The 22640-nt window shown below is 68.3% G+C and carries 21 protein-coding genes; 12 read left to right on the top strand and 9 right to left on the bottom strand.

All coding sequences use genetic code 11. The features are described from left to right. Nucleotides 1-25: 25 nt before the first annotated feature. Entirely contained in the window at nucleotides 26-1924 is a 1899-nt protein-coding gene (locus AC3ERS_RS11645; RefSeq protein WP_431966472.1) for a glycosyltransferase, read from the bottom strand. A 127-nt stretch (nucleotides 1925-2051) separates the two neighbouring features. Further along, nucleotides 2052-2618, bottom strand: a complete 567-nt coding sequence (locus AC3ERS_RS11640; protein ID WP_431966470.1) for a GtrA family protein — start codon at nucleotides 2616-2618, stop codon at nucleotides 2052-2054. 108 nt (nucleotides 2619-2726) lie between these two features. Between AC3ERS_RS11640 and AC3ERS_RS11635 the strand changes: the two genes are divergently transcribed. Next, the gene (locus AC3ERS_RS11635; RefSeq protein ID WP_431966468.1) at nucleotides 2727-3716 is read left to right on the top strand and encodes a glycosyltransferase; all 990 of its coding nucleotides are present in this window, start codon (nucleotides 2727-2729) and stop codon (nucleotides 3714-3716) included. Next, on the top strand, nucleotides 3713-5380 hold the full coding sequence (locus AC3ERS_RS11630) for a DUF2142 domain-containing protein (protein WP_431966466.1): 1668 nt from the start codon (nucleotides 3713-3715) through the stop codon (nucleotides 5378-5380). Before AC3ERS_RS11635 ends, AC3ERS_RS11630 begins: the two co-directional genes overlap by 4 nt. A 120-nt stretch (nucleotides 5381-5500) precedes the next feature. Here AC3ERS_RS11630 and rfbB read toward each other — a convergent pair whose 3' ends face one another. Beyond that, nucleotides 5501-6511: a dTDP-glucose 4,6-dehydratase gene (gene rfbB / locus AC3ERS_RS11625; RefSeq protein ID WP_431966464.1), complete on the bottom strand. Its 1011-nt coding sequence runs from the start codon at nucleotides 6509-6511 to the stop codon at nucleotides 5501-5503. A 303-nt stretch (nucleotides 6512-6814) separates the two neighbouring features. Here rfbB and AC3ERS_RS11620 point away from each other — a divergent pair, with 303 nt between their 5' ends. After that, on the top strand, nucleotides 6815-7534 hold the full coding sequence (locus tag AC3ERS_RS11620; protein WP_431966462.1) for a DUF8020 domain-containing protein: 720 nt from the start codon (nucleotides 6815-6817) through the stop codon (nucleotides 7532-7534). 372 nt (nucleotides 7535-7906) lie between these two features. Beyond that, complete coding sequence (locus AC3ERS_RS11615) at nucleotides 7907-8608, top strand: DUF8020 domain-containing protein (protein ID WP_431966460.1); 702 nt, start codon at nucleotides 7907-7909, stop codon at nucleotides 8606-8608. Here the strand turns inward: AC3ERS_RS11615 and AC3ERS_RS11610 are convergent. Both AC3ERS_RS11610 and AC3ERS_RS11605 read right to left on the bottom strand, forming a co-directional pair. Then, nucleotides 8583-9005 (bottom strand): hypothetical protein, encoded by a 423-nt coding sequence (locus AC3ERS_RS11610; protein ID WP_431966458.1) that lies wholly within the window; start codon nucleotides 9003-9005, stop codon nucleotides 8583-8585. The two genes, AC3ERS_RS11615 and AC3ERS_RS11610, sit on opposite strands and share 26 nt — an antisense overlap. Nucleotides 9006-9119: 114 nt before the next feature. Continuing rightward, entirely contained in the window at nucleotides 9120-10112 is a 993-nt protein-coding gene (locus tag AC3ERS_RS11605; protein WP_431966456.1) for an alpha/beta hydrolase, read from the bottom strand. 319 nt (nucleotides 10113-10431) lie between these two features. Here AC3ERS_RS11605 and rfbA point away from each other — a divergent pair, with 319 nt between their 5' ends. Together rfbA and AC3ERS_RS11595 are read left to right on the top strand one after the other, a co-directional pair. After that, the gene (gene rfbA / locus AC3ERS_RS11600; RefSeq protein ID WP_431966454.1) at nucleotides 10432-11304 is read left to right on the top strand and encodes a glucose-1-phosphate thymidylyltransferase RfbA; all 873 of its coding nucleotides are present in this window, start codon (nucleotides 10432-10434) and stop codon (nucleotides 11302-11304) included. Between the two features lies 1 nt (nucleotide 11305). Then, entirely contained in the window at nucleotides 11306-11854 is a 549-nt protein-coding gene (locus AC3ERS_RS11595; RefSeq protein ID WP_431966452.1) for a dTDP-4-dehydrorhamnose 3,5-epimerase family protein, read from the top strand. Between the two features lie 79 nt (nucleotides 11855-11933). On the opposite strand, the gene AC3ERS_RS11590 is transcribed toward AC3ERS_RS11595, so the two are convergent. Next, nucleotides 11934-13394, bottom strand: a complete 1461-nt coding sequence (locus tag AC3ERS_RS11590; protein ID WP_431966450.1) for an MFS transporter — start codon at nucleotides 13392-13394, stop codon at nucleotides 11934-11936. Nucleotides 13395-13479: 85 nt separating this feature from the next. Between AC3ERS_RS11590 and AC3ERS_RS11585 the strand changes: the two genes are divergently transcribed. Beyond that, a complete protein-coding gene (locus AC3ERS_RS11585) occupies nucleotides 13480-13884 on the top strand; it encodes a MarR family winged helix-turn-helix transcriptional regulator (RefSeq protein WP_431966448.1) in 405 nt (134 codons plus the stop codon). 68 nt (nucleotides 13885-13952) lie between these two features. Here AC3ERS_RS11585 and AC3ERS_RS11580 read toward each other — a convergent pair whose 3' ends face one another. Next, on the bottom strand, nucleotides 13953-14798 hold the full coding sequence (locus AC3ERS_RS11580; RefSeq protein WP_431966783.1) for a helix-turn-helix domain-containing protein: 846 nt from the start codon (nucleotides 14796-14798) through the stop codon (nucleotides 13953-13955). A 256-nt stretch (nucleotides 14799-15054) separates the two neighbouring features. Then, nucleotides 15055-15615 (bottom strand): DUF4282 domain-containing protein, encoded by a 561-nt coding sequence (locus AC3ERS_RS11575; protein ID WP_431966447.1) that lies wholly within the window; start codon nucleotides 15613-15615, stop codon nucleotides 15055-15057. A gap of 255 nt (nucleotides 15616-15870) precedes the next feature. On the opposite strand from AC3ERS_RS11575, the gene AC3ERS_RS11570 reads away from it, so the two are divergent. The 3 genes from AC3ERS_RS11570 to AC3ERS_RS11560 all read left to right on the top strand — a co-directional run bounded on the left by AC3ERS_RS11570 (nucleotide 15871) and on the right by AC3ERS_RS11560 (nucleotide 19591). After that, nucleotides 15871-16362 carry a hypothetical protein gene (locus tag AC3ERS_RS11570; RefSeq protein WP_431966445.1) on the top strand — a complete coding sequence of 164 codons (492 nt, stop codon included), beginning with the start codon at nucleotides 15871-15873 and terminating at the stop codon, nucleotides 16360-16362. Nucleotides 16363-16535: 173 nt separating this feature from the next. Continuing rightward, nucleotides 16536-18725, top strand: coding sequence for a molybdopterin oxidoreductase family protein (locus AC3ERS_RS11565; protein WP_431966443.1), 2190 nt, complete (start codon nucleotides 16536-16538; stop codon nucleotides 18723-18725). Nucleotides 18726-18943: 218 nt separating this feature from the next. Further along, nucleotides 18944-19591 (top strand): pyridoxamine 5'-phosphate oxidase family protein, encoded by a 648-nt coding sequence (locus AC3ERS_RS11560; RefSeq protein ID WP_431966441.1) that lies wholly within the window; start codon nucleotides 18944-18946, stop codon nucleotides 19589-19591. Between the two features lie 15 nt (nucleotides 19592-19606). Here the strand turns inward: AC3ERS_RS11560 and AC3ERS_RS11555 are convergent, their stop codons facing one another. Then, complete coding sequence (locus AC3ERS_RS11555; RefSeq protein WP_431966439.1) at nucleotides 19607-20134, bottom strand: GtrA family protein; 528 nt, start codon at nucleotides 20132-20134, stop codon at nucleotides 19607-19609. A gap of 234 nt (nucleotides 20135-20368) precedes the next feature. Here AC3ERS_RS11555 and dprE1 point away from each other — a divergent pair, with 234 nt between their 5' ends. Continuing rightward, nucleotides 20369-21856, top strand: a complete 1488-nt coding sequence (gene dprE1 / locus AC3ERS_RS11550; RefSeq protein WP_431966437.1) for a decaprenylphosphoryl-beta-D-ribose oxidase — start codon at nucleotides 20369-20371, stop codon at nucleotides 21854-21856. After that, a complete protein-coding gene (gene dprE2 / locus AC3ERS_RS11545) occupies nucleotides 21853-22632 on the top strand; it encodes a decaprenylphospho-beta-D-erythro-pentofuranosid-2-ulose 2-reductase (protein WP_431966435.1) in 780 nt (259 codons plus the stop codon). Before dprE1 ends, dprE2 begins: the two co-directional genes overlap by 4 nt. Nucleotides 22633-22640 lie beyond the last annotated feature (8 nt).

The raw sequence follows: 22640 nt of genomic DNA, 5'->3' as shown, positions 1-22640 counted from the left end.
CGGGACGACGACGCCGCGGCCCAGCTCAGTCGCTGATGCCGTAGAGGCGCTCCCAGTTCGCGCGGCTGGTGAGTTCGGGCATGGCGGCGCGGTACTGCTCTTGCAGGGTGGGCAGTTCCTTGCGCAGGCGGCGCAAGACGTGGAACGTGCGCCGCAGCAGCGCGCGGGCGCGGGCCTTGTCGCGCTGCCTGACCCGGACGCCGGACTGCGAGGCGTCGGTGACCACGACGTGATCGAACAGCGAGACGTGCCACCAGTACGCGTCCTCGCGGGTGACCCCGATCAGGCCGTGCTGGGTGCGGCCGAACCACTGGTTGATCGCGCGCTTGACCAGCACCAGCACCTCCCGGCTCGGCTCGCCGTGCGCCCGGCGCAACTGGATGTCGGCCGCGCGCACCGGCGGCGTCGCGGCCGGGTGCTTGATCGTCTCGCCGTAGTCGGCGCGGCTGGTACGGGCCGCGGCCAGCGCGGCGATACCGCCGTCGCGCAGCACCTTCGGGCCCTCGAGGAAGTCCTCGATGCCCTGCAAGGTCGTGTGCACCAGCCCGTACTGCATGGCGACCAGGTGCTCGGCGATATTGCGGAACAGCTGCTTGGTGATCTTCTTGCCGTCCAGCTCGGCGTGCATGGCTCCGACGATGAGCGAGTTGCGCGTGCTGAAGTAGCGCGCCCAGTCGTCGTAGTCCTTCCAGTAGAAGTCCGCGTGCCAGACCGCCGCGTTGGGCAGCGTGACGGTGACGAACCCGTGCTCCCGCGCGCGCACGCCGTACTCCACGTCGTCCCACTGGAAGAAGATCGGAATCGGCAGGCCGATCCGCGCGACGACCTCGGCCGGGATCAGGCAGGTCCACCAGGCGTTGTAGCCCGCGTCGACGCGGCGCTCCTGGTTCTTCTTCAGCATGCTGGTGTTGCGCAGCGCCTTGGGCACCTTCTGGCCGTGCCGCAGGTCGTGCAGGTGCACTTCCTCGGCGCCGACGTTGAGGTAGTCGGGGTTGAGCAGGAACAGCATCTGCGCGCCGACCAGCGTCGGTTCCACCGTCATGTTGGCGAAGGCGTTGAGCCGCAGCACCGTTTCCGGTTCGCAGAGGATGTCGTCGTCCATCAGGATGACGTCGGCGTGCTCGTTGACCGCGGAGACCTCGTAGAGCCCGCGCGTGAAGCCGCCCGCGCCGCCCAGGTTCGGCTGACGGATGTAGCGCAGCTTGTCACCGAAGACGGGCTGCACCTCCTGGTACCTCGGCCGGTCCTGCACCAGGTCGGTGCCCTGGTCCACCACGTAGATCGCGTCGATGGCGGCGAGCACGGTGGCGTCGGAGGCCAGCGCGGCCACCGTCTCGGCGCAGTCCGCGGCGCGGTTGAAGGTGCAGATCGCGATGGCCACCGGGCGAATGCGCTCGGGAGCGACGGAGGACCAGGTGAGTTCGGAGATGCCGAGCTCACCGCCGTCGGCGTCGAACTCCAGCCACATCGCGCCGCCGTCGACGTACTGGTCCAGCGGCGCGGTCATGGTGAGCGGACCGCTCGCGTCGACCGTCGCGGTGTCGATGATCCTGCGGTGGCCCGCGATGTCCGAGGCGACCAGCCTGATCCTGGCCTTCTTCGTGACGTCGAGCACCATCGTGGCGCGGACCTCGGTGACGATGGTCCAGCGCTGCCAGTAGCTGGCCGCGAACCGGCCGAAGTAGGTGTTGGTGTGGGCGGTGGCGCCCTTCTCCAGGTGCAACGCGAGTCGTTCGCGCGTCGAGCGCCCCTTGACCACCGCGTAGAGTTCGTCGCTCACCTTGGCCGAGGGACCGGTGAAGATGCCACGCTGCAGGACCAACCTGTCCGGGGCCCGGTGATCGGCACGCAGCGAAGCGGGCGCGGCAGCGGGCGTGGCGTGATCGTTCGATTCGGTAACGGCCTGGGTAGCCGACTGCTCCATGAAGTCCTCGAAATCCTCATTTATTGCCGACGGGACAGACACGTCCCTGGATACCGTGCGCGGCGGGAGCGAGGATATCAACCGACGTCGGACGCCGCCCGTCCAGCAACCAGGGGTACCTCACCCGCTATTGTTGCTGATCGTTTGCTGATTCGCCGGTAAAGACGAACTTGTCATAGGCCCAATACCGGAAGACCACCGCGACGATCTGGCCGACGAGCGTTCCCGAGATGTTGTCCGACAGCGGGCTCGACAGGTCGAGCACGTAGCGGGAGAAGCCGAGGCAGCCCAGTTGCAGGCCGATGGCGACCACGTTGAACACCGCGTAGAGCAGATACTCCCGCGCCGGATTTCCGGTCTGCTGATGACCGAAGGTCCACCACTTGTTTCCGAAGTAGGTCACCACCGTCGCGACCGCGATCGCGATGATCTTGGCCGGCAGCGGCGCGTGGTACAGCACGCCTTCGCCGCCCCAGAACACCAGCGCGTTGTAGGTGCCCGCGTCGACGAGGAACCCGATCGCGCCGACCACCAGGAAGGCCGCGCCCTTGCGCAGCGCCCCGACCACCTTCGCGGTCAGCGGCTCGCCCGCGGCGGCGGTGACGGCGGACTCGGGCGCGGACTGCGCGGGTTCGTCCTGCGCGGATCGAGTGGAGCGCTCGGGAGCGGACACGGGCTGCTCGGGGGAAGACACCGGGCGACGGTACCCCAGCACCCGAATGCCTCGGGTGCGCGCCGGAGGCCGCAAGCCATGTACCCTCCCGGTGTTCCCCATTACGCCGACATCGAGGAATGACCCCGGGTGGACTCCACCGAGCTTCGTATTGCCGCCGTGGTCCCGTGCCACAACGAAGAGGCCTCGGTGGCCAAGGTTGTCGCCGACCTCCAGGCCGCCGTGCCGGGAATCGTCGTCTACGTTTACGACAACCTGAGCACCGACCGGACCTCCGAACTCGCCCGCGAGGCAGGCGCGATCGTCCGCCAGGAACACACCAAGGGCAAGGGCAACGTGGTGCGGCGGGCCTTCGCCGACATCGAGGCCGACGTCTACCTGATGATCGACGGCGATGACACCTACGAGGCGGGCGACGCCCCGCGGATGATCAAGACGCTGCTCGACGGCCCCTACGATCACGTGCTCGGCGTGCGCAAGCAGGACGCCACCGGCACCGCGTACCGCGCGGGCCACGAGACCGGCAACCGGGTGCTCAACGGCGTGGTCGGCAAGGTGTTCGGCGAGAACGTCGAAGACATGCTCAGCGGTTTCCGGGTGTTCTCGCGCCGCTTCGTCAAGAGCTTCCCCGCGGTCTCCCGCGAGTTCGAGATCGAGACCGAACTGACCGTGCACTCGCTGCACCTGCGGGTGCCGCAGACCGCCGTGCCGGTCGGCTTCCGCGATCGCCCGGCGGGCAGCGAATCCAAGCTGCGCACCTATCACGACGGTTTCAAGATCCTCGCGCTGATCGTCGGCCTGGCCAGGCACGAGCGACCCGTCGCGTTCTACGGGCTGTTCGGCACGCTGAGCTGGCTGATCTCCATCGTGCTCACGATCCCGATCGTCATCGAATTCACCAGGACGCACGAGGTCCCCCGCTTCCCCACCCTGTTCCTCGGCTTCACCCTGCTGCTGCTCGGCAGCCTGGCCTGGACCGCGGGACTGATCCTCGACGGCATTCGCCGTTCCCGGCACGAGGCCGCGCGCCTGGTCTACCTGCGGTACTCGGCTGTCGCCGCGGACGACGACCCGTTCCGAAACGGCGGTGACGCGCAGACCCGTGGGAACGCGCGGTGACCACGTCCGCCGATCGCGGCACCACCGAGAAGACCGAAGCAGGCACGGCGGCGCCCAACGGGGCGGGCCCCGAGGACGGCGCGGCGAGCCCGGCCGACCGGACTGAAGCGACGCCCGCACCCGAGGGCGAAGCCGTTGCGCGCGAACAGGATTCGGCCGCCGCTCCGAAGTCGGCCGGCGCGGTCCGAAAGGCCGGGCGCGCCATCGTGACTCGCTTCGGCGCGGCGACTGTCGCTTTCGCCGTGCTCATCACGCTCTTCGGCACGTTGTTCGCTGTGCTCACCCCGCCGTTCTGGGGCCACGACGAGATCACCCAGTTCGGCCGCGCCTATCAGGTCGCCTACGGCGGGTTCCTGCCGCAGCGGATCCAGGACGATCGCGGCCTGGCCTACGGCGGCGACGTGCCCGCGAGCATCGACGAACTGATGGGCTACTCGTTCCGCGACTACCAGGACAACCCGGAAGAGCCGGGCGCGATGGTGTCCGATCCTGGCGTGTACGACCGGCTGAAGAGCGCCCAGGTCGATTCGCCGATGGAGCCGGTCTGGTTCACCAACACCGCCGCCTACTCCCCCGTGCCGTATGTGCCCGCCGCCGTCGGCATCCGGGCCGCCGCGCTGTTCGACCTCGACGTGGGCGCGATGGTGACCCTGACCAGGCTCGCGGGTCTGCTCGGCTATCTGGTCGTGGTCGGTTTCGGCCTGTACGCGCTGCGCGCCCACCGGGTGCAGTGGCTCGCGTTCACCGTCGCCGTGCTGCCGATCGCGGTATTCCAGGCGGGCACGGTCACCGCCGACACCCTCACCAACGCCTTGGCGATCATGGTGTCCGCGCTGCTGATCAAGGCGCTGTTCCTCGGCAACGGACTGACCCGCACCGAGACGGTCGCCCTGCTCGGCGCGACGGTGCTGCTTCCGGTCAGCAAGCCGACCTACGTGCTGCTCGCCATGCTGGTGGTGCTGGTTCCGGTGGACCGGTTCGCGTTCTTCGGCGCCGCGGCGGGTTCCGGCTTCACCTGGCGACGACTCGTGCCGTGGGCGTTCGCCGGCGCGGGCGGGCTCGCCTTCGCGGTCTGGATGAAGATCGCCGCGCCGACCGGCGACGGCATGAGCCTGATGCGCCCGCGTCACCAGTGGTACACCGTCAAGCCCGGTGAACAACTCGGCGAGATCCTCGGCGATCCGCTGCACTTCCTGAACGTCTTCGGCGACAGCATCTTCTACCGCGATCAGCGCTGGTTCACCCAGTTCTTCGGCGAACTCGGCTTCGCCTACATCGACGTACCCGCCATCGCGGTGCTGGCCTGCCTGCTCGCCTTCGCGTTGAGCATCGGCATCGCGGACCGGATGAACCCGCGCACCGCCACGTTCGTGCGCACGCTGATCGTCGCGCTCACCGTGGCGGCCAGCGTCGCGATGATCTACGTGACGCTGTACATGTCGTTCACGCCGGTCGGCTACTACATCATCGACGGCGTGCAGGGCCGCTACTTCGTGCCGCTGGCGCTGATCGCCTTCGCGGCGCTGCTGCGCTGGATGCCGTTGCGGCTCACCGACGCCCGGGGAAAGACCCCGGCGTGGGGCGCGGCCGTCACGATCGTCGCCGCGAGCTCGGTCGCGCTGATCGCCTCGGTCGCGAAGTACAGCACGATCGTCTGGGGCTGATCCCCGCCCGCTCGCGCCCCGCACCGTTGCGCTGAATTTCTGCGCGGCAGCGCTCGACTGTTTCCGCACCGCGGCGCTGAATTCCCGCCTACGCGGCGGCGTACTGCGCGGCCGGTCGGTTCACACCGAGCCCAGGGTCCGCTCGCCCGCCGCCGCGTAGGCGTGTTCGGTCGCGGCTTTGTCCGGGCGCCACCAGGATTCGTTGTCGCGGTACCACTGGATGGTGGCCGCCAGACCCGCGCGGAAGTCGGCGTAGCGCGGCTCCCAGCCGAGTTCGGTGCGCAGCAGCGTGGCGTCGATCGCGTAGCGCTGGTCGTGGCCGGGACGGTCGGTGACGTGGTCGAAATCGTCGGGATCGCGATCGAACGCCTCGAGCAACATTCGCACCACGGTCTTGTTGTCGAGTTCGCCGTTCGCGCCGATCAGGTAGGTCTGGCCGACGCGGCCGCGGTCGAGGATGTCCCAGACCGCCCGGTTGTGGTCGTCGACGTGGATCCAGTCGCGGATCTGATGACCCGCGCCGTAGAGCCGGGGACGCACGCCGTCGATCAGATTGGTGATCTGGCGCGGGATGAACTTCTCCACGTGCTGGTACGGCCCGTAGTTGTTGCTGCAGTTGGACAGCGTCGCGCGTACGCCGAAGGAGCGGGCCCAGGCCCGGACCAGCAGATCGCTGGACGCCTTCGTCGCGGAGTACGGGCTGGACGGGTTGTACGGGGTGCGCTCGGTGAAGGCGGGCTCGTCGGGGGTGAGGTCGCCGTACACCTCGTCGGTGGAGACGTGGTGGTAGCGCACGTCGTGGCGGCGCACGGCCTGCAGAAGGGCGTAGGTGCCGACGATATTGGTCTGCACGAACGGCCACGGCTCGGTCAGCGAGTTGTCGTTGTGCGATTCGGCGGCGAAATGGACCACCGCGTCGACCCCGCTGACCAGTTCGTCGACCAGGTCGAGATCGGCGATATCGCCGTGCACGAAATCGATTCGGTCGGCGACCGGTTCGAGCGACGCCTTGTTACCCGCGTAGGTCAGGGCGTCCAACACGGTTACGGTCGCGTCGGGTCGCTCGGCCACGGTCTGGTGGACGAAATTCGCACCGATGAAGCCGGCACCGCCGGTTACGAGCAATCGCACCCCACGACTTTACGTGGATCGGGTCGCGAGCTCTATGACGGTGGGCTATGAAAGGTATGAGCGATCTTGACAGCACGCCTGTGACCTTCGTCTCACTACTTTTCGGTAGAAAGTGACGACCGGTTTGGTTCGCCGCCGAAAACCCTGTTCCGCGTGTACGTTTCCGGAAACGCACAGTGCTGTGAGTCGCGATGGTGAACAAAATTTGAATTAACGGTCACAACCGGTTCACCACGCGTTAGCTGGTCTAGATTTCGATCGTCTAGTCCCCTCCGAACGCTTCACATCGAGGTTCCAAACAAAATGCTGATGAGGAAATTCGCCGCCACGTCGGCGCTGCTGATCGCCGCGCTCGGCGTCACCGCGGGCACCGTCAACGCGGCCCCCGAGGCCCCGGCCGCGCCCGGCGCCATCAACTTCACCGCCAAGTCCACCGACACCCAGTCGATCATCACCCTCGACTCGGGCTCGCTCGTCGTCGAAGACGCCGCGCTGAAGGTCAAGGCTGCCGATGGCACAGTTGTCGCCGGAACCCCGCTGACGTTCCGCGTCGACGAGTTCGAGTTCCCGATCGCCGCGGAGATCTCCGACCGCACCGCGACCTTGACCCCGCAGCTCGATGTCGACAAGGCCGTGTACAAGCCGGTCGCCCTGCCCTACGAGGACAAGGCGCCGTGGAAGAACGAGTACGACCGTGAGCTCGCCGCGTTCAACCGCATGAAGGACACCATCGGCATGGGCGCCACCATCGGCACCCTGGTCGGCGGCCTCGGCGGCGGCGCCGTCGGCTGTGTCCTCGGCGGCATCGCTGGCGCGACCGTCGCGTCGGCCACCATCGTCGGCCTGTTCGGTCCGTTCATCCCGGCCGCTGCCCTCGGCTGCATCGGCGGCATCCTGGCCGTGGGCGCCCTGGGTGCTCTCGCGGGTCAGATCTTCGTCACCGCCCCGGTGGCCATCGGTGCTGCGATCCAGTACTTCACCACCATCAACCAGCCGTTCGTGGCTCCGGCGCCGGCCAAGTAATTCCGAACGGCTTGCCGCACAACTGAACACGCGCGACTGAGTCGCGAAACAGAAAGCCCCGCCCGGTTCGACCGGGCGGGGCTTTCGCGTGCCTGGCGGCGTTACCCGCACGCAGACATGCCACGACGCACACTTCCCGCAACCCGCTCGACGCCAGACACGCTCCGAGCCACCGCGCGCTTGACCTGAACAAAAGTTCAGGTTCTAACGTCGACGTGGAGCCGGAGACCAAACGGCCTCGAACAGGGAATTGCTCGAGCGGACCAGTGACCGAGTGAACACAATCTTAACATTACCGATTCGCAAGGTTACCAATTGTTTTCGACTTCCCCGCGAAATTCCCGGCACACTGCGAATAAGGGATACGGACAAATGCTGATGAGGAAATTCGCCGCAACCGCCTGGCTGCTGGTCGCCGTCGTGGCGAGCACCGCGGGCACCGCCGCCGCGACCGATCACCCCGGGGCAGGGCAGGTGGGTTTCACGGCGAGCGCCACTCCCGACGCCGCCGTAATCGACCTCGACGCAGGGGCATTCGCGATCGCCGGCGACGTCCTCCAGATCAGGGCCGACGACGGCGCGGTCCTCGCGGGCACGCCGCTGAAGTTCCGCGTCGACGATTTCGAGTTCCCCATCGCCGCCGAGATCGCCGGCCGCACCGCGACTCTGACCCCGCAGCTGTCCATGGACAAGGCCGTCTACGAGCCGGTCGCCCTGCCCTTCGAGGACAAGGCCCCGTGGAAGTCCGAGTACGAGCGCGAGCAGGCCGCCTGGTCGCGGATGACGAGCACGATCGGCCTGGGGGTGAGCATGGGCGCGCTGCTCGGTGGCCTGGGCGGCGCGGCGGTCGGCTGCGTGCTCGGCGGCATCGTCGGCGCGACCGTGGCCGCGGCCACCCTCGCGGGACTGTTCGGGCCGTTCCTGCCCGCGGCCGTGGTCGGCTGCCTCGGCGGCGTCGCCACGGTCGGCCCGCTCGGCGCGGTCGCCGGTCAGCTGTTCGTGACCGCGCCCGTCGCGATCGCGGCGGTCGCCCAGTACTTCACCACGATCAACGCGCCGTTCCCCGCGAGGTGAGCGCGCGCCGGTCACGCAGGAACCGGCGCGCGCCGATCGTCGCGTAGCCGCCGGTGAGACCGACGAACGCGGCGACGACGCCGCGAGGGATGTCGCCGCGGACCAGGTGCGCCGACCCGCTCGTCGTATCGAGCACGTCGACCATCAGGGCGAGGCGCTGCCAGCGCGGCCGGTCGCCGGGCGCGGCGGTCAGGTATCCGAGGCCGAGCGCGATGGCTCGGGCGCCGAAGATCCGGGTCATGTAACGGAGTTCGGGAGTCGGCCGGGTGAGCGCGAGGCGCGCCGCCGTGTCCGGAGCGGCGAGCGCGGTAGCGCCCAGCGCGATGCGGCCGTAGGCGAGCGCCGAAAGCGCTCGGTCGAGTGTCGTGCGGCGCGGGGTCGTCTCGAAAGCCACCATGGCCTCAGCCTGCCGAAACACCGCGCCGGAGTCGATTATCCGAGGGGTAATGCGCCGAGTATCCCGCCCCGGGCGCGACCCGGGGCGGGATGCGACTCGTCCGGCCGACCGTGATCAGGCCGTCCGAGCCTGCTCCAACTGCTCGAACCTGGTGCGCACGAAGCGCGCGACCCGGCCGAGCGCCGCCCGGGATTCGGGCAGGTTCGGGGCGATGCTCATGAACGCGTGCACCTGGCCGCGCCACAGCTCCACCGCGTGCGGCACGCCCGCCGCGGTGAGCCGCCGCGCCATCAGCTCGCAGTCGTAGCGCAGCACCTCGTCCTCGGCGGCGATCATCAGCACCGGGGGCAGTCCGGTGAGCGCGCCGTTGACCGGCGAGAGCAGCGGATCGAGCGCGCCGTCGATCTCCGCGCCGAGTTTCACGACCGCCTCCAGCGCCGACAGCGGGATGTACGGGTCGCGCGCGACGTTGACGTAGTCGCGTTTGGCCGCGTAGTCCAGGTCGAGCAGCGGGCTCAGTCCGATCAGTCCGGCGGGCGCGGGCAGTCCGGCCGATATCGCGCGCAGCGCGGTCGCGAAGCTCAGGTAGCCGCCCGCGGAATCCCCGGCGAAGACGATCCGCGCTGGATCGGCGCCGTGCCGAAGCAGCCATCGGTAGGCGGTGAGGCAGTCCTCGATCGATTGGCCGATGCTGCCCGCGGGCAGCTGGCGATAGTCGACATTGACCACCGGCAGACCGATGCGCCTGGCCAAGCTGGCCGCGACCGGCCGGTGCGTCTCCAGCCCGCACACCGCGAAGCCGCCGCCGTGCATGTACAGCACCGCGCCGTGCCGCAGGGCCCGCGCCGCGCCGGACGGGCGCACGATCTCCATCCGGAAACCGCCGAGACGGACCTGCTCGCGGTCGATGCCGTGCGGGGCGGGACGCAACCGGGCCAGCCCGTCGATGGCGAACGCGCCGACCGGGATGGTGGCCCGGGTGATCGGGGCGACCCGCAGCATCGGCCGCACCACGCCGCGGCAGGTCGCCAGCAGCAGCCGCGCCGCGGCGCTGGGGCCGTCCGGATTCATCACGACGGCGGAGCCGTCGACCGTGGTCGCCGTCATCGCGCACCTACCTCACCCTGGCGCGCCGAACCCGACCTGGCGGAACCGAGCCTGATCAGCGGGGGCCGCGGGCGAGAGTCAGCGCTGACATCTCACGCTGCGCGCATTCGCGACGCTCCCGGGACTCTGCGTGGTCACGCAGGCTACCGCCTCCGAGCCCGTCGCTCACGTCGCAGCGTGTTTCAGAAGACCACGAAAAGTGTGATCCCTGCAACATCAATCGCCCGGCGCGCCGGGCGGCGAAACGTTCGTGATCAATTCGTGCGCTAGTCGGAACCTCCCCGAATCCCGGAGCGGCCGAACTGGCAGACTCCAGGGCATGCGCGGAATCATCTTGGCGGGCGGCACCGGTTCCCGGCTTCACCCGATCACGCGCGGAGTGAGCAAGCAGCTGGTGCCGGTCTACGACAAACCGATGGTCTATTACCCGCTGTCCACGCTGATGCTCGCCGGCATCAAGGACATCCTGGTGATCACCACACCGGAGGACGCCGAGGCGTTCGCCCGGCTGCTCGGCGACGGCTCCCAGTTCGGCATCTCGATCAGCTACGTGGTGCAACCCGAGCCGGACGGTCTCGCGCGCGCCTTCGTGCTCGGCGCGGATCACATCGGCACCGAGTGCGCGGCGCTCGTGCTCGGCGACAACATCTTCCACGGGCCCGGCCTCGGCACCAGCCTGAACCGGTTCGCCGGGATCGACGGCGGCGCGGTCTTCGCCTACTGGGTGTCGGACCCGAGCGCCTACGGCGTCGTCGAGTTCACCGGCGGACGCGCGGTGTCGATCGAGGAGAAGCCCAAGGTCCCGCGCTCGAACTACGCCATCCCCGGGCTGTATTTCTACGACAACGACGTGGTGGAGATCGCCCGCGGGCTGCGGCCTTCGGCGCGCGGCGAGTACGAGATCACCGACATCAACCGCGCCTACCTGGAACAGGACCGGCTGCGCGTCGACGTGCTCGCCCGCGGCACCGCCTGGCTGGACACCGGCACCTTCGACTCGCTGCTGGACGCCGCCAACTACGTGCGCACCATCGAGGAGCGGCAGGGTCTGAAGATCGGCGTGCCCGAGGAGGTCGCCTGGCGGATGGGGTACATCGACGACGAGCAGTTGCGCACCCGCGCCGAGCCGCTCGTCCGGTCCGGCTACGGCGGCTACCTGCTCGATCTGCTGGAACGCGGACGGGATTGGTGAGATGGAGATTCGGGAGCTCGCGGTGCCAGGCGCCTGGGTCGTCACCCCGCGCCGGTTCCAGGACGAGCGCGGCACGTTCGTCGAGTCGTTCAAGGCCTCCGAGTTCGAGAAGGCGACCGGACGGCCGTTCGAGCTGCACCAGGTGAACTGCTCGGTCTCGGCCGCGGGCGTGCTGCGCGGGATCCACTACACCGAGGACCCGCCCGGCCAGGCGAAATACGTGACCTGCGTGCGCGGCGCCTTCATGGACGTGGTCGTCGATCTGCGCCCCGGTTCGCCGACCTACGGCCGCTGGGACAGCGTGCTGCTCGACGACGTGGACCGGCGTTCGGTGTTCCTGTCCGAGGGGCTCGGCCACGCCATCCTCTCGCTGGAGGACGAGTCGACGGTCACCTACCTGTGCTCCATCGAGTACACCCCCGAATTCGACAGGGACCTGGACGCTTTCGATCCCCGGCTGGGCATCGAATGGCCGAAGGTCGGCCGCGACGGCGCACCGCTGACCTATCTGCGCTCCCCCAAAGACGCCGCAGCGCCGCCGTTCCCCTGAGTTCTCCGACATGCCGGAAGCCACGTCCGGCGGCGCGTGCCGCCGGACGTGGCTTCCGATTGTCGTCGACCGCTGCGGATCAGCCGACGAGTTCGAGCTCCGGTTCGGCGACCTGCTCCCGCTTGCCGCGCTTCGGCACGAAGGCGAGCAGGGCGACCAGCGCGCCGACGATGGCGACGCCTGCGGCGAATTCCAAACCGGGACGGTAGGTGTCGAGCATGTCCGCGGGCGAAGCGCTGTGGCCGCCCGAGGAGATGATCGCGGTGGTCACCGCGAGCACGATGGCCGCGCCGACCTGCATGGACGTCTGCAGCACGCCTGCGGCCAACCCCTGCTCCTCGTCATCGATGCCGTTGGTGGCCTGGATGTTGATAGCGGGGAAGCCGATCCAGCCGATGCCGATCAGCAGGACCGCGGGCAGGATCACCGTCAGGTAGGACGGGTCGGTGTTCAGCCGCAGGAACAGCAGGTAGCCGACGGCCATCACGACCATGGTGACGGCGATGATCGGGCCGGTGCCGAAGCGATCGACCAGCTTGTCGGAGAACACCGCGGAGAGCGAGACGAGCAGGCCCACCGGCAGCAGCGCGAGCGCCAGCTTCAGCGGCGACCAGTCGAGCGTGTCCTGCATGTACAGGGTCACGATGAACTGCCAGCTGAAGTACGAACCCGCGACCGCGACGATGGCGAGGCTGGCGCGGATCAGCGACGACTTGCGCAGGATGCCGAGGCGGACCAGCGGGTGCGCGACCCGCCGCTCGACGGCGAGGAAGGCGGCGAACAGCGCGATCACCGCGACGAACGAACCGATGGTGCGCGCCGAGACCCAACCCGCCTCGGGTGCGGTGACCACCGTGTAGACCAGCAGCAGCATGGCGGCGGTGGAGAACACGGCGCCGAGGATGTCGTGGCCGCCCTCTTCGGCCGGCTTGTCCTTGGGCACCAGCACCCACGCGGCGGCGAGCGCGGCGATCGCGATCGGCACCGGGAGCAGGAAGGTCCAGCGCCAGCCGACGCCGGTCATCAGGCCGCCGAACAGCAGGCCGGACGAGTAACCGCCCGCGCCGAACACGGTGTAGATGGACAGCGCCTTGTTACGGGCGGGGCCCTCGGCGAAGTTGGTGGTGATGATCGACAGACCGGTCGGCGCGGTGAACGCGGCGGCCAGGCCCTTGACGAAACGGGTCAGGATCAGCAGCGGGCCGGAGCTGACCAGCGCGCCCGCGAGGGAGGCGAGGGCGAAGACCGCCAGCGCGATCAGGAAGACCTTGCGCCGCCCGAGCAGGTCGGCGGTGCGGCCGCCCAGCAGCAGCAGGCCGCCGTAACCGAGCACGTAACCGCTCACCAGCCACTGGAGGGTCGAGGTGGACAGATCAAGTTCGGCGCCGATGGACGGCAGCGCGACACCGATCATCGAGACGTCGAGACCGTCGAGGAACAACACGATGCAGAGAGTGATCAGCATGCCCCAGAGCCGGGCGGACCATCTGGTCGGATCGATCGCCGTGGCGGCGGCCGAAAGCGTTGCTGGTGAAGTCATGTGGAGGACATTACATGCGCACGCATTAAATGCCAACACATTAAATGTGGTTGCATGCATCGACCCGCACCACTAAGATGGGGCCATGTCGAAGCCGACCACTGAGACCGCTCGGCGCACCATCGCGCCCACCGAGCTGGTTGGCGAATGGCGCGAGCTCCTCGACCGGCACGCCACCGTCAGCTGCGCGCTGGAGAAAGAGCTGCAGGGCAGGCACAAGATGGGGCTCAGCGAGTTCGAGACGCTGGACCGGCTGGTCGATGCCGATTGCGGCAATTACCGAATGAGCGATCTGGCCAACGACATCTACCTGAGCCAGAGTGCGCTGTCCCGCGCCGTGGCGCGGCTGGAGCGCGACGGACTCGTCGAGCGCAGCATGTGCTCCGACGACCGGCGCGCGGTCTTCGTCTGCCTGACAGAGAAGGGCAGGCGGGTCTACAACCAAGCGCTACCGACGCACCGCGAAGTGCTGGGCCGCACCTGGCAGTAGCCGGGCCGCACCTCGCAGTAGGCAGCCCGCGGCCCGCGAAACACTCCGGCCGCGCGGAACTCGTCCGATCAGGCGAGCGCGGCCCGCGCCTCGTCGAGGACTTGGCGCGCGTCCACCGCGACCGACTTGATGTCGGCGAAAGCCTTCCGGTACCGGTCGATTTCGCTGTCCTTGTCCAGGTAGACCGGTCCGGTGAAGGCCTCGACGTAGATCACCGGGGGCTCGGGCTCCTCACCCATGCGCCCCTCGGGGAATTCGAGCATCACGAACCGGCCCGACTCCATCCCGGCGTGGTACCCGGATTCCGGCGGCACCGTCTTGATCCGCACGTTCGGCAATTCGCTCATGCGCCGCAGGTGCTCGAGCTGGTCCGCCGTCACATCCGCGCCACCGACGCGCCGCCACAGCACCGCCTCGCTGATCACCACGTCCAGCTGCACCGGCGATTCGCCACGCGTGACCAATGCCTGCCTGGCCAGCCGCAACTGGACCCTTCGCTCGATCTCGGTGGGCGAGGCGTCCGGTCGCGCCGCGCTCAGCAGCGCCCTCGCGTAGGCCTCGGTCTGCAAAAGCCCTGGCACCAGCTCGTTCTCGTAGGTCGACAGCTGACGCGCCGCCTCCTCCAGACCGATGTAGATCTCGAAACCCTCGCCGAGCACATCGCTGTAGGCGGTCCACCAGCCCCTGGCCTTGGTCTCCTTGGCCAGCGCGGTGAGCGGGCCGACGAGATCGCCGGGGGCGCCGTAGATCTTGCACATCGCCTCGACGTCCAGGCTGCGCAGGGAGGTCTGCCCGGTTTCGATCCGCCAGATCTTCGCCTCCGACCACTCCAGCTGCTGGGCAGCCATTCTGGTGGTCATCCTGGCGCGGTTGCGGAGGTCGCGGAGGTGTCGGCCGAGTTGCCGACGCGGCATGGTCGATCCGGTTGTTCCCTGCGGTAAAGCCATGCTTTCCCCCTCGCGCCATGCGTCGAGGTGACACGACGAAGACCCCTCGTGCCGCCGATACCGACGCTCCCTACCGAGCATCCGGAACCTTCCCCAACGCTCGAACAGCATTGTTTCACAGCAAAACTGACATAGCGCAGGATTGCTGGCTCAGGCAGGCCAATGGCTCGAGAGAGACAATCAGGTTCGACGTGGTCATCCCATGGCAACCCTGTCGGATTGCCTACTTGCGCGAACCCCGCCTGCCGAAGCGCCAGAACTGCACCGCGCGCACGTCCTCGGAGAGCTGGTTCACCGGCTCGGCGACATCCGAAAGCGCTTGGAACAGATCGTCGGCCAGCTCGCTGATGTGCTCCACCCGCGTGGCCAGCCGCGAGGCATTGACCAGGAATTCCAGCACCAGGCGCACGGCGGCGGCGATCGAGAGACCCAGCGGCACCGCGACCAGGCCCGCCAGCACGCCGAGCACCGCCGAAACCTGCCACATCCACACCGTCACGCTGATCGGGACCGCGAAGGCGAAGATCAGGCCGAGCATGTAGGCCAGCGGCAGCAGCGTGGTGGTCGCGGTCCGGTGGAACTGCACGTCGATCAGGGCGCGGGCGGTCTCCGCGCTCCACTGCCGGAAGGCGCGCGGGCTGCGGAACGGCTCGGCGGGCTCCTCGTCGCGCTCGGCCGCTTTGGCGAAGCGCCTGGTGGCCGACGCTTTCCAAGCGATCCAACGAGATTCGGTCTCGTACTCCTCCGGATCGGGCAGCGCGATCCCGCTCGACTCATCGGTCATGCGCCGAATCCTCCCCGCATTTCGCGTCCCGAACCAGCCCCCAGGAACCTCACAGCGGCGACACAGCGCCCCGACAGCCACGTGCTCGAAAGTTGGCCCTGTCAGCGACCCGAACGACCCCGACCGGACCCCTGCCGGATGAGACGTAGTCCACAGTTCAAGAAACTTTCGCGAATCGCGTAACGCCGGGGCCACCGCCCCTCGATACGACCCATGAACGCAGGACCCAGATCTACCGGGGAATGGAGAAAAACAGTGCGCACCTCGTTTCCGACTTCCGTCTCCGCGGCCGACATCGATGCCGCGGCGCAGGACTACATCCAGCGTGGATGGACGGTTGCCGAAACGGCCAACGGGATCTGCTTGATCACCGATGACGAGATTTCCGGCATCGAGGTCAGCGGCGAGCTGGCCGGTGCGGTCCGCCGCTTCCTGCGCGCCAACAACCTGTCCGGCCCGGTGATCGAGTTCCCCGGCGCCGACCGTCGCGAGATCCACCTCGTCACCGGTCTGCGCAAGGCCGCCATGGCGCTGGAGGCGCTGCGCGAGGCGGGCGCCACCGTCTACACCGACGGCGCGGGCATCCCGCTGCCGCCGAGCAAGCTCTCGGCCGGGTCGGCCTGCTGGGGCGTCGCCCCGCACGAGGCCCGCTGGGTGCCGCCGGTGGTCGCGATCAGCGCCGCCGTGCGCTCGGCCGCTACGGCCACCACCCGGCGCCGCACGCAGCTGACCAGCGTCGCCTGCTGAAACGACTCCCCGGAGGAGGGGACGGCCCGCACTACCGGCCCTGAACGACCGGCATCCGTTGGACGGATGCCGGTCGTCCTCGTCTCTCCGGCACCGCTCGCGACTATGGGACATCTTCCAAAAATGTCGCAAATTTGCCTTCCCTCCGGCCGACCGCCGGGTCAAGATGGGATATGGCTCCGATCACAGACCTCTCTCGCAACCTGTTGCGCACCTGTCCGCTGTGCGAAGCGGTGTGCGGGTTGGAGATCACCCTCGACCGCGACGACCACGTCACCTCGATCCGCGGCGACAAGCAAGACCCCTTCAGCAAGGGCTTCCTCTGCCCCAAAGGCGCCAGCCTCGGCCACCTCGACGAGGACCCGGACCGGGTCACCGAACCGCTGATCCGCGATCGAGCGACCGACACGTGGCGCACGGCGGGCTGGGACGAGGCCTTCGATTACATCGCCGAACGTTTCCCGCCGATCCTCGCCGAGCACGGGAACCAGGCGGCCGCACTCTATCTGGGCAATCCGAACGCGCACACCGTGGCGGGCGCGCTGTACCTGCCCGTGCTGATGCGCGCGCTCGGCACCAAGAATCTGTTCTCCGCGAGCACCGCCGACCAGATGCCCAAGCAGGTGGCCAGCGGGCTGATGTTCGGCGATCCGCTCACCGTGCCGGTGCCGGATCTGGATCGCACCGACTACCTGCTGATGCTCGGAGCCAATCCGCTGGAGTCCAACGGATCGCTGTGCACCGCGCCGGATTTCCCCGGTCGGTTGAAGGCGCTGCGCCGCCGCGGCGGCCGGTTCGTCGTGGTGGATCCGCGCCTGACGCGCACCGCCAAACTGGCCGACGAGCACCTGTTCGTCCGGCCGGGCACCGACGCCTACCTGCTGTTCGGCATCGTGCACACGCTCTTCGCCGAAGGACTGACCGAGGTGCGGGTCGAGGTGGCGGGGCTGGACGAGTTGCGCGCGGCCGCCGCCGATTTCACACCGGAGGTCGTCGCGGCCCGCACCGGAGTGGCCGCCGAGACCGTCGTCCGCATCGCTCGCGAGCTGGCCGCGGCCCCGACGGCGGCCGTGTACGCCAGGATCGGCACCTGCACCGCCGAATTCGGCACCCTGACCCAGTGGCTCGTCGACGTGCTCAACGTGCTCACCGGCAATCTGGACTCGCCGGGCGGCGCCATGTTCGCCACCGCCGCCGCGGGCGGCATCTCGCGCACCAAACCGTTCCGCACCGGCCGCTGGACCAGCCGGGTGCGCGGGCTGCCCGAGTCGATGGGCGAGCTGCCCGTCGCCACGCTCGCCGACGAGATCCGCACGCCGGGCCAGGGGCAGGTACGCGCGATGGTGACGGTCGCGGGCAACCCGGTGCTTTCCGCGCCGAGCGGCGCGCGGCTGGACGCGGCGTTGGCCGGGCTGGAGTTCATGGTGAGCGTGGACCGCTACGTCAACGAGACGACGCGGCACGCCGACGTCATCCTGCCGCCGCCGCGCCCGTTGCAGTCCCCGCACTACGATTTCGCGCTGCTCCAGTTCGCGGTGCGCAACTACACCCGCTATTCGCGCCCGCTGGTGCCGCTCGGCGACCGCCCGTCGGAGGCGGGTGTGCTGGCCCGGCTCGGCGCGGCGCTCACCGGCAGGCCGCACAACGGCACCGGCGACCAGGACCCGCTGACCATGGTGGACGAGCTGGTCATCGCGGGCATGCTGCACAAGGCGGGCATTCCCGAGCGCAGGCCGGAACTGCACGGTGAGACCAGCACCGAGCAGCGCATCGACCTGATGCTGCGGCTCGGGCCCTACGGCGAGTGGAACGGTGGCACCCTGAATCTGCAAGAGCTGCTGGACAACCCGCACGGCATCGATCTCGGCCCGTTGCGACCCCGGCTGCCGGAGGCGCTGCGCACCGCGTCGAAAAGGGTGGAGCTCGCGCCCGCACCGCTGCTCGCCGACGTGGCGCGGCTGCGCGCCAAACTGGCCGAGGACGCGCCCGATTTCGTGTTGATCGGGCGGCGGCACCTGCGCTCCAACAACAGCTGGATGCACAATGTCGCGACCCTGGTGAGCGGTACCAACCGGTGCACGTTGCAGATCCACCCCGACGACGTGAACCGGCTCGGCCTCGGCGACCAGGCCGTGGTGAAATCGGCCGCCGGCATGTTGACCGTGCCGCTCGAGCCGACCGAGGCGATCATGCCGGGCGTGGTGAGCCTGCCGCACGGATGGGGCCACGACGGCAGCTCGCAGACGGTGGCCAAGGCCAATGCCGGGGTGAATGCCAATGCGCTGACCGATGATTCGGTGGTCGACGTGCCCTCGGGGAACGCGGTGTTCAACGGCGTGCCGGTGACGCTGACGCCCGCGTGAGACGACACCCTGCCGACCGGCCGGAAATCATTCCGGCCGGTCGGAATTCAGCAAACTCACGGAAACCCTTGCGCTAACGCCACATTCGGTGCATCCTCAATGGCGGTTTCGTAGATCTGCCATGCCCGAACCCATTAAAATGGACAGGATTTCGGTCAAGTCGCGGTTCAACGTGGAGTCGCGCGGTACCCCGGATTCCGGCGACCAGAGGGGGCGCGATGCCCGGTACACGTTGTGGCAGTGATGGCGAGCGCGAACTACAGGAAAGGTACGGCACAGAGGGCAGGGCCGATCGTTTTTACGCAGATCAGATGCGAGATCGGCTGAACTCGACCATGATCGAGTTCATCGGCAGGATGGACATGGCGTTCGTCGCCACCGCCGACAAACACGGCGAATGCGACAACAGCTTCCGTGCCGGTCCCCCCGGATTTCTGCACGTGATCGACGAGCGAACGGTCGCCTATCCCGAATACCGCGGCAACGGCGTGATGGCGAGTCTCGGCAACATTCTGGAGAATCCCCACGTAGGCATCCTGCTAATCGATTTCGTGCGCGACCTCATCGGCCTGCACATCAACGGGTCCGCCCGCATCGTGGAGGACGCGACGCTGCGGCGCAGCGTTCCCGAGCTACCCGAGAACGTCAAGGGAAGGGCCGCGGAACTCTGGGTCGTGGTCGACGTCGAGGAGGCCTACATCCACTGCCGCAAACACATTCCGCACCTCGTCCCCGCGGAACGTGAGCAGCGGGACTGGGGCACGGACAATACGCGGGCGAAGGGCGGCGACTACTTCGGCGTGAAGGCGGAGGCCCGCGCCGAACTCGCGGACGTGCCCGGCTCGGCCCCCGCGCTGGCCAGATGAGCGGCGTGCGGCGCCTCAGTGGATCTTGAAGATCACCAGGCGCTGCACGACGAAGTTGATGACGGTCGCGGTGCCCTGCGCGACGACGAACGCCAGCGGCACCCGCCACCACTGCTCGCCGATCGCGTAGTACAGCACCTGGTTGATGCCGACCTGCACCGCGAAGGTCGTGGCGTACAGCGCGACGACGGCGGCGAAGCGGGCGCGGCTCGGCGGCGCCTTGAAGGTCCACCTGCGGTTGATCAGGTAGGCCGTGGTGGTGCCCGCGATGAACCCGATGGACTTGGCGACCGAGACGGGCAGGCCGAGCACGTTCAGCAGCAGGACGTACAACCCGAAGTCCACGATCGCCGACAGGCCGCCGGTCAGTGTGAACCGGATGATCTGCGTCTTGAGGTCGACTTCGGTGCTGTCGTCGACTCGGCGCTCTCGGGGCCCTTCGTGGTTACGCAGGCTGCCTCCTTCGGGCCCGTCGTTCGCGCCGACGGGCTCGTCGACGAGCGGCAATTCGGCCGGGAGCGGCAGGTGGGGTTCGGCTTGCACGCGCACGAGCGTAACGGGCGCGACCCGACCCCGCCCCTCCTCGGCCCGCGCAGGGTCGGCGCGCAGGGGAGGTGCCTCAACTCGCGCACCCGGACGCATCGCGCACGACCCGGAGTGAAGGCGGAGACCGGCGCGGCCGGGTGAGGGGCGCGGGTCCGCGGGGCGGTAGTGACCGTCTCCATACTGGTGAGTACGGAGACAACAACCCCTCCGGCCGTCATGCCTGTAGCCTCTATGCCGATGTCAACGAAAGCTTCGACCGCCACCGTCGCGAACGGTGACAGCGGGACCGCAGGTAGCACCGACAACGGCGCTGCGAGCGCCAACGGCTTCGCGTTGCCGACCGAGACCCGGGCACTGACCGGGTGGGGTCGCACCGCACCGACCTCCGCCGAAGTGCTCTCGACCAGCGATCCGGAAGTGATCGCCAAGGCCGTGGCCATGGTCGCCGAGGACAACGACGGCAAGCCGGCCCACCTACGTCGCGGCGTGATCGCCCGCGGCCTCGGCCGTTCCTACGGGGACAACGCCCAGAACGCGGGTGGCCTCGTCGTCGACATGACCGCGCTGAACAAGATCCACCGCATCGACCGCGACACTCGCCTGGTCGACGTGGACGCGGGCGTGAACCTGGACCAGCTGATGAAGGCCGCGCTGCCGTTCGGCCTGTGGGTCCCGGTGCTGCCCGGCACGCGACAGGTCACCATCGGCGGTGCGATCGGCTCCGATATCCACGGCAAGAACCACCACAGCGCGGGCAGCTTCGGCAACCACGTGCGTTCGATGGAACTGCTCACCGCCGACGGCACCGTGCAGCACATCACGCCGAAGAAGAACGCCAAGCTGTTCTGGGCCACCATCGGCGGCTGCGGCCTGACGGGCATCATCCTGCGCGCCACCATCGAGATGACGCCGACGGAGACCGCGTACTTCATCGCCGACGGTGACGTGACGCCGACCCTGGACGACACCATCGCCTTCCACAGCGACGGCTCGGAGGACCGCTACGAGTACAGCTCGGCGTGGTTCGACGCGATCAGCCCGGAACCCAAGCTGGGCCGCGCCGCCATCTCCCGCGGCAACCTGGCCAAGCTGGATCAGCTGCCCAAGAAGCTGCAGAAGGATCCGCTACGGTTCAACGGCAAGACGTTCTTCACGTTGCCGGACGTGTTCCCGAACGGGTTGGCCAACAAGTACACCTTCACCCCGATCGGCGAGCTCTGGTACCGCAAGTCGGGCACCTACCGCGGTAAGGTGCAGAACCTGACGCAGTTCTATCACCCGCTCGACATGCTGGGCGAGTGGAACCGCGGCTACGGCTCCAACGGCTTCCTGCAGTACCAGTTCGTGGTGCCGCCGGAGTCGGTGGAGGAGTTCAAGCGGATCATCATCGACATCCAGCGGTCCGGGTTCTACTCGTTCCTCAATGTTTTCAAGCTCTTCGGACCGGGTAACCAAGCGCCGCTGAGCTTCCCGATGCCCGGGTGGAACATCTGCGTCGACTTCCCGATCTCGGCGGGCCTCAACGAGTTCGTCACCGATCTGGACCGCCGGGTGCTCGAATTCGGCGGGCGGCTCTACACCGGAAAGGACTCGCGCACCACGGCCGAGACCTTCCACAAGATGTACCCGCGGATCGACGAGTGGATCAAGGTCCGCCGGAGTGTCGATCCCACAGGCGTTTTCATGTCCGACATGGCGAGAAGGCTGGAGCTTCAGTGATCAATGCCGTAGGCAACCCGCAGACCATCCTGCTGCTGGGCGGTACCTCGGAGATCGGACTGGCGATCTGCGCCGAGTACCTGAAGAAGGGGCCGGCGCGGATCGTTCTGGCCACCCTCCCCAACGATCCGCTGCGCGAGGGCGCGGTGGCCCAGATGGAGGCCGCGGGCGCGAACAAGGTGGAGGTCGTCGACTTCGACGCGCTCGACACCGACTCGCACCCGAAGGTGATCGACGCGGCGTGGTCCGGCGGTGACGTCGACGTCGCCATCGTGGCCTTCGGTGTGCTCGGCGACGCCGAGCAGCTGTGGCAGGACCAGCGCAAGGCCGTGCAGGTCGCCGGGATCAACTACACCGCGGCGGTTTCCGTCGGCGTGCTGGTCGGCGAGAAGATGAAGGCGCAGGGCTACGGGCGCATCATCGCCATGTCCTCGGTGGCGGGCGAGCGGGTGCGCCGCTCCAACTTCGTCTACGGCTCCACCAAGGCCGGCCTGGACGGCTTCTACCTCGGCCTCGGCGAGGCGCTGCGCCCGTTCGGCCCGCGCGTCCTCGTCATCCGCCCCGGCCAGGTGCGCACCACGACCACCCTGGACCACTGGAAGGCCACCGGCGCCAAGGAAGCCCCGTTCACCGTCGACAAGGAAGACGTGGCGGCGCTCGCGGTCTCGGCCTCCGAAAAGGGCAAGGACCTCATCTGGGCCCCCGGCCCCGTGCGCTTCCTCATGTCCATCCTGCGCCACATCCCCCGCCCGATCTTCCGCAAGCTCCCCCTCTGAGCATTGCC

This window comes from Nocardia sp. bgisy134 (genome assembly GCF_057708325.1).
Note: the sequence above shows the minus strand (reverse complement) of the source record. Positions and strands in the feature narration are given on the sequence as shown.